Below are 6,376 nucleotides of genomic sequence, written 5' to 3'. Positions count from 1 at the left end.
AAAGATAATTTTGTTTACCTCTTTTATGACCATTTTTCTTAAGATTACTAGATTGACATTCAGGACAAATCATAGCTAAATTTTCGTTGATTGTTAGCGCTCAGCATACCACAACTGTGCAACGCCAAAAAATTAAGTTTATGCAACCTTGATTTCTTTAATCGCTTCTTCCAAGTGTTCGTGAATGACTAGCTCCTCTCGCTCCAGAATTGCCCGTTTAGCAGCATCTTGTGCAACCCTCACAGCTTGAGCAGCAGAAAAATCTCTCATCTGATCAATCAGCACAGGCCAGTTGATAGAGCCTACTTCCATAGCAGATAGTGTTTCTTTTAGGATAAATTCTAACTCTTTTTCTCCGGGCTTTGGTACTTCAATCAAATCATCAAATCGTCTCCACAGTGCAGTATCAAGAGATTTAGTGAGGTTTGTAGCTGCTACAATCAGACCAGAGGTGGGTTCATATTCATCCAAAATTTGAAGAAATGTATTTACCACTCGCTTAATTTCTCCTACTTCTTGATGGTCTTCTCTTGATTTAGCAATAGAGTCGCATTCATCAAGAAACAACAAACATGGATTTTTTGATGCTTCTTCAAAAACCAGCCTCAAATTACTCGCCGTTTCGCCTAAAAAAGATGATACCATTGCATCAAATCGAACTTTGAGAAGTGGTAAACCTGTATTCCATGCTAAACGCTCTGCTCCGAGTGTCTTACCACAGCCGGGGAAACCGTACAGAAGAATTTTTTGTCTGTAGCGGAGTCCGTGATGAGCAAGCCTATCTCTTGCTGCATACTCGCGCTCAATTCGCTGGAAACGTTTTTCAATAACTTCAGGAAGCACCATGTGATGTCGCAGTTTTTCCCTTCCTATGACAGTCACTAAAGGAAGGTTTAATCGCTTACTTGTCGGCAGTTCGCTTAAAGCTTGTCGGGTATTTGGTACTGGCGAAACTGCTTTGCTGTTAGAGGTCGATTTCTCTTTCTGGCTCTTTTTGGTAATATTCTCTAATTGGTCGGCTAGTAGCGTGTGTCCCTTCTGGCGTTCTTCCTCAATGACTAGGTGTGTGAGTTTGTCGATCGCCTCTGTGTCGGCACTGGCGATCGCCCTAAATAATCTTTTAAGAACTTCTGCTTTCATAGAGCCTCTCACTATACTAGAGAGTACACCACTATGATACTTGATTTATTAATCAACTACTTAATTAAAATAAAGTAGGTGAGGGCCCTTGCGCCCCCACCTACTTTAAAGACGACGATTAATTAGTAATCGAAGTCGCCGCCGCCCATGCCGCCGCCAGCGCCAGCAGCAGCAGCGCCATCCTTCGGTTCAGGCTTGTCAACGACGATGCACTCGGTTGTCAGCACCATGCCAGCAATAGATGCGGCATTTTGCAGAGCAGAACGAGTCACCTTCGCAGGGTCAACGATACCAGCTTCAAACATATCGACAAACTCATTTGTCGCTGCGTTGAAACCGACGTTGAACGGCTTTTCTTTGACGCGCTCAGCAATCACAGCGCCATTCAAACCAGCATTTTCAGCAATCCGCTTCAGAGGAGCAGCCAAAGCCCGTGCCACAATCAAAGCACCGGTCAATTCTTCGCCCTTCAGGCTGCTGTTAGCCCACTCTTCCAATTGAGGAGTCAGGTGAGCCAAAGTTGTACCGCCACCAGGAACAATTCCTTCTTCGACAGCAGCTTTGGTTGCGTTGATCGCATCTTCAAGACGCAGTTTGCGATCCTTCATTTCTGTTTCGGTAGCCGCGCCCACTTTGATCACTGCGACGCCGCCAGCCAATTTGGCCAAACGTTCTTGCAGCTTCTCTTTGTCGTAGGAAGACTCGGTTTCGTCCATTTGACGGCGAATTTGTTCGCAGCGCGACTTAACGGCAGCTTCGTTACCTTCGGCAACAATTGTGGTGCTGTCTTTGGTGATGGTGATGCGGCGAGCTTTGCCGATCATGTCGAGCTTGGTGTTTTCCAGTTTCAAACCGGCATCTTCGGTGATTAGTTGACCGCCGGTCAATACGGCGATATCTTCTAACATGGCTTTGCGTCGATCGCCAAAACCAGGTGCTTTAACAGCAGTCACGTTCAACACACCGCGCAGTTTGTTGACAACGAGGGTAGCTAAAGCTTCTTTCTCAATGTCTTCTGCAATGATCAACAGCGGGCGGCCGGAACGAGCTACTTGTTCGAGCACAGGTACTAAATCTTGTACCAAAGCGATTTTCTTGTCTGTCAGCAAGATGAAGGGTTCTTCTAGAATCGCTTCCATCCGTTCGGTGTCGGTGACGAAGTAGGGAGAAATGTAGCCTTTGTCGAAGCGCATCCCTTCGGTGATTTCCAATTCGGTGGTCATAGACTTCCCTTCTTCCAGGGAAATCACGCCTTCTTTGCCCACCTTGTCCATTGCGTTAGCAATCATTTGGCCGACTTCATCGTCGTTACCAGCAGAGATGGAGCCGACTTGAGCGATGGCTTTGGAATCTTCTACTTGTTTGGCGTGTTCGGCAATTTTTTCTACCAAAAACGTCGTTGCTTTGTCAACACCGCGCTTGAGGGCGATCGCATTTGCGCCGGCTGCTACGTTACGCAGACCTTCTTTGACCATTGCGTGAGCCAAAACGGTAGCAGTGGTGGTGCCGTCGCCTGCTGCGTCGTTGGTTTTGGAAGCTGCTTGACGGATCAGGGCAACGCCTGTATTTTCTACGTGGTCTTCTAGTTCGATTTCTTTGGCGATGGTAACACCGTCATTAACGATCTGAGGAGCTCCGAATTTCTTTTCGAGAACCACGTTACGACCTTTGGGGCCGAGGGTTACGGCCACTGCTTCGGCCAGAATGTCCATACCGCGTTCGAGGGCGCGACGTGCATTTTCGTTGTAGATGATACGCTTAGCCATAGTTTTTGGGGATGAGAGGGTTTTAGATTTTGGATTGGGGATGATGGATTTTAGTCATTTGTCCCGTGTCATTAGTTGTTTGGCGGCGTTCGCTTTAAACTAATGACTGATGACTAAGGACTGATGACTAATGATTAATTAGTTAACGATCGCCAGAATGTCTTTTTCTGCAAGCAAGACGTATTCGTCTGTGCCGAGTTTGATGTCGGTGCCGGCGTACTTCGAGTAGAGAACTTTGTCGCCGACTTTGACTTCCATTTCAGTGCGAGTGCCGTCGTCATTGCGCTTGCCGGGGCCCACGGCCGCGACTTCGCCTACTTGGGGCTTTTCTTTCGCTGTGTCGGGCAGAAGGATGCCGCCGGCGGTTTTTTCTTCGCTAGCGCTTACTTTTACGAACACGCGCTCGCCTAACGGTTTAACGGTAGAAACACTCAGTGATACTGCTGCCATAAATAAATCTCCAGATTACAGATTGTCGTGAGTCAGTCGTCAGGGGTCACGATGAAAGCAACAGCGGACTACTTACAACTGACATATTAGCACTCTCGACTCCTGAGTGCTAATTTAGCTTTAGTCAGGGTCGATCGCAACTTAGTTGTCAGTACGGGTTCCCGAACCGACCATGAGTGGGCGCTCCGGAGAGGGGGAAGCGGGAGTGGGGGCTGTGGTGATGACTTTCGATCGCTAACCAATTACTGTTGACGAATGAATAAAATGCTGGAAAATAACGATGAATCTTGCAGCCAAGGCTTGAGCGCTTGCGTCCAAAGCCTGGGAATCGCTCAAATCGAGCGACATATTTTTATCTGTGCTGACCAAACCGTGCCCAAGTGCTGCGATCGGCAAACCAGTCTGGAGGCGTGGAATTACTTAAAAAAACGCTTGCAAGAATTGGGGTTGGACAAGCCAAGTGCCGATCGACCAACCTGCGTCTTTCGCACGAAAGCCAATTGCCTGCGAGTGTGCGCGTCTGGCCCGATTATGGTAGTCTATCCAGACGGAGTGTGGTATCGCGACGTTACTCCACCCGTCATTGAGAGAATTATTCAGGAACATCTCCTAAACTCAAAGGTAGTTCAAGAATACGCTTTCTTGACTCATCCTTTGCCTGTGCCTCGTGAGGCGGAGCCAAACATTTAAGTGTAGCGCTGTTTAAAGTACAGGGTTATAGGTAAAGTGTTAAATTTAAGGTTAAGGGTGAGAATTTGAGACAGTTTGGCGTCCGGGCGATCGCACCTGCTACAGTTCAATAAAACTGTAGGTAGGTGATTGTCTTCGTGCAGCTTCCCGTGTTCCTTGTGTTTCTCAAAAGGTACAGTAAAAAAAATCGATCGGAGGAACTGTGAAATTTTGTGCAAAAATTTCTCAGTGGCAGACACTAAGCAGGTTGCCAAACTACACTAGAAACAGTTAAATACGTAAGTAGGGAGTCTGCTTAAATTTCTCTATATCAGAAGTATCATTTAAAACCGGGGCATTAACCTGAAATTGAACCGATCGAGATTAAATATTTAACATGGGCTCTGTTAGGGAGTCTCCAATCAATCAGGGCTGATCTTGATAGGGCGATCGTGAATTACAGGTTTGGGCTGCATTCCAGGTCGTAAGACACTCACGAACAGCCCTCAATTATAGGTTGGAAAGCGGTAATACCCGCCCCGCTTTCCCTCACCGCCATCGCTTCAGCCGACCGTCGTCCTCCACTCCCAGCCTGGTGGCGGGGGACTGACGGAAAAAACAGAAGTGAAAACAAGGAAGCGTGCGGGATACTTTAGCGGGAATAAACATGACAAAGGACAATAATTCAGGAGAGCAAAAACGGCTGATGCTGGTTGACGACGACCCCAACTTGATCTTGCTCGTCAAGGACTACTTGGAGTTTCGGGGTTACAACGTCATTACAGCAGAAAACGGCAGAGACGCTCTGGAAAAACTAGAACAAGAAGTTCCCGACTTGATTATCTGCGACGTGATGATGCCGGAAATGGACGGCTACACTTTAGTCAAACACATCAGAGAAGACCCTCGCACTAGCTGGATTCCGGTTCTTTTCTTGTCCGCAAAAGGTCAAAGTTCAGACCGAGTAAAAGGCTTGAGCACTGGGGCTGACGTTTATATAGTCAAGCCTTTTGAACCAGAAGAACTGGTAGCCCAAGTAGAATCTTCTCTGAAAGCAGCATCGCGCTTGATTCGCCACTCAAATCCCGGTATGGAGAGTGGCCCAAAAATTAAGGCGCGCCGCAATGTCGAATTGACTCCCACTGAGTTAAAGGTGGTACAGTTGCTAGCGCAGGGTATGGCAAACCGCCAGATCGCAGACGTGATGAATGTCAGCCAGCGGACTATCGAAAGCCACGTCAGCAATATGCTGGGCAAAACAGGTCTGCACAACCGGACAGAGTTAGCTCGCTGGGCTCTTGAAAGCAAAAAGGCTTGAGCGGAGGTAGTCTGCGCTATGAAATCAGGGGAGCAAAATCTACTGCTATGCGCTTCGGTATCCCTGCTTGGCGGTAGGGCGGTACGGCGGTAGTTTGAAGGCGCCATTAACCTTGACACGGCAGCCGGTATTGAGTTACTAGGCATATAGTTTGTGAGGGCCCCTCGCTCAAAGGCAAGCAGGCTTAAAAGAACCCTCTGGCGGTAGAGCCGAAAATATGAAATACTGGGGAGATGGAGTTTTCTGAAGTTTAATCTATTGCCTCAGTTAGCTCCATGTTGCTAAAATGTGATATTTAGATTAACTTCTTTCTACAATTATTAGGTCTAAGTTTCTATGACAAACTTAATGAACCGCCTTTCTATTTTTGTGGACGGGAACAATATGTTCTACGCTCAACAAAAGAACGGCTGGTTTTTTGATCCTCGCAGGGTGCTCGAATATTTCAAAACTTCGCAGCCGAATGTCATCTTGATCAATGCTTTCTGGTATACGGGCCTGAAAGACCCCCAAGATCAAAGGGGATTTCGAGATGCTTTGATCAGTCTAGGTTACACGGTTCGCACTAAAATTCTTAAGGAATATTACGACGATGCTTCGGGCAGATATTCTCAAAAGGCTAATTTAGACATAGAAATTGTGGTTGATATGTTTAATACCGTGGATCAATACGACCAAGTTGTGCTGTTTAGCGGGGATGGGGATTTTGAGCGGGCGATCGAGCTGCTCCGCTCGAAAAATACTCATATTACTGTGGTATCAACCGAAGGAATGATTGCAAGAGAGTTAAGAAATGCTACAGATAGGTATATAGACCTAAATGAAATTAGGGAACATATCGAGAAGATGGATTATTAGTCAGTAGTTATTAGTCATTAGTCATTAGTTATTAGTCATTAGTCATTAGTCAGCAGTCATTAGTCAGTAGTTATGGGTTAGGGGTTATTAATTATTCGTTATTGGCGCGAGACAGGGGACTGGTGACTGGAGGCTAAAATCCAGAAAAACGGACAAGTAAAAATCAGGAAAACAC

At 46.7% G+C, this 6,376-nt stretch carries 7 protein-coding genes; 3 read left to right on the top strand and 4 right to left on the bottom strand.

All coding sequences use genetic code 11. The annotated features are described in order from the left end of the window. The 4 genes from QUA71_RS29270 to groES all read right to left on the bottom strand — a co-directional run. The coding region (locus QUA71_RS29270; RefSeq protein WP_445243784.1) for a transposase-like zinc-binding domain-containing protein at positions 1–73 on the bottom strand (73 nt) is incomplete at its 3' end. A 65-nt stretch (positions 74–138) separates the two neighbouring features. Next, positions 139–1,140 carry an ATP-binding protein gene (locus QUA71_RS14870; RefSeq protein WP_333286029.1) on the bottom strand — a complete coding sequence of 334 codons (1,002 nt, stop codon included), beginning with the start codon at positions 1,138–1,140 and terminating at the stop codon, positions 139–141. Positions 1,141–1,262: 122 nt separating this feature from the next. Beyond that, positions 1,263–2,906, bottom strand: a complete 1,644-nt coding sequence (gene groL / locus QUA71_RS14865) for a chaperonin GroEL (RefSeq protein ID WP_015174510.1) — start codon at positions 2,904–2,906, stop codon at positions 1,263–1,265. A 138-nt stretch (positions 2,907–3,044) separates the two neighbouring features. Next, the gene (groES, locus tag QUA71_RS14860) at positions 3,045–3,356 is read right to left on the bottom strand and encodes a co-chaperone GroES (protein WP_333100012.1); all 312 of its coding nucleotides are present in this window, start codon (positions 3,354–3,356) and stop codon (positions 3,045–3,047) included. Between the two features lie 264 nt (positions 3,357–3,620). Here groES and QUA71_RS14855 point away from each other — a divergent pair, with 264 nt between their 5' ends. The 3 genes from QUA71_RS14855 (at position 3,621) to QUA71_RS14845 (ending at position 6,201) form a co-directional block, all read left to right on the top strand. Further along, positions 3,621–4,046, top strand: a complete 426-nt coding sequence (locus tag QUA71_RS14855; RefSeq protein WP_333286027.1) for a ferredoxin — start codon at positions 3,621–3,623, stop codon at positions 4,044–4,046. Positions 4,047–4,692: 646 nt separating this feature from the next. After that, positions 4,693–5,343, top strand: coding sequence for a response regulator transcription factor (locus QUA71_RS14850; RefSeq protein ID WP_333038438.1), 651 nt, complete (start codon positions 4,693–4,695; stop codon positions 5,341–5,343). A gap of 336 nt (positions 5,344–5,679) precedes the next feature. Further along, positions 5,680–6,201: a LabA-like NYN domain-containing protein gene (locus QUA71_RS14845; protein ID WP_006633075.1), complete on the top strand. Its 522-nt coding sequence runs from the start codon at positions 5,680–5,682 to the stop codon at positions 6,199–6,201. Positions 6,202–6,376: the final 175 nt, after the last annotated feature.

The organism is Microcoleus sp. MON1_C5 (assembly GCF_036701875.1).
In the GTDB taxonomy this organism is placed as follows: domain Bacteria; phylum Cyanobacteriota; class Cyanobacteriia; order Cyanobacteriales; family Microcoleaceae; genus Microcoleus.
The sequence above is the reverse complement of the archived record's forward strand: the minus strand, read 5'-3'. Positions and strand labels throughout refer to the sequence as shown.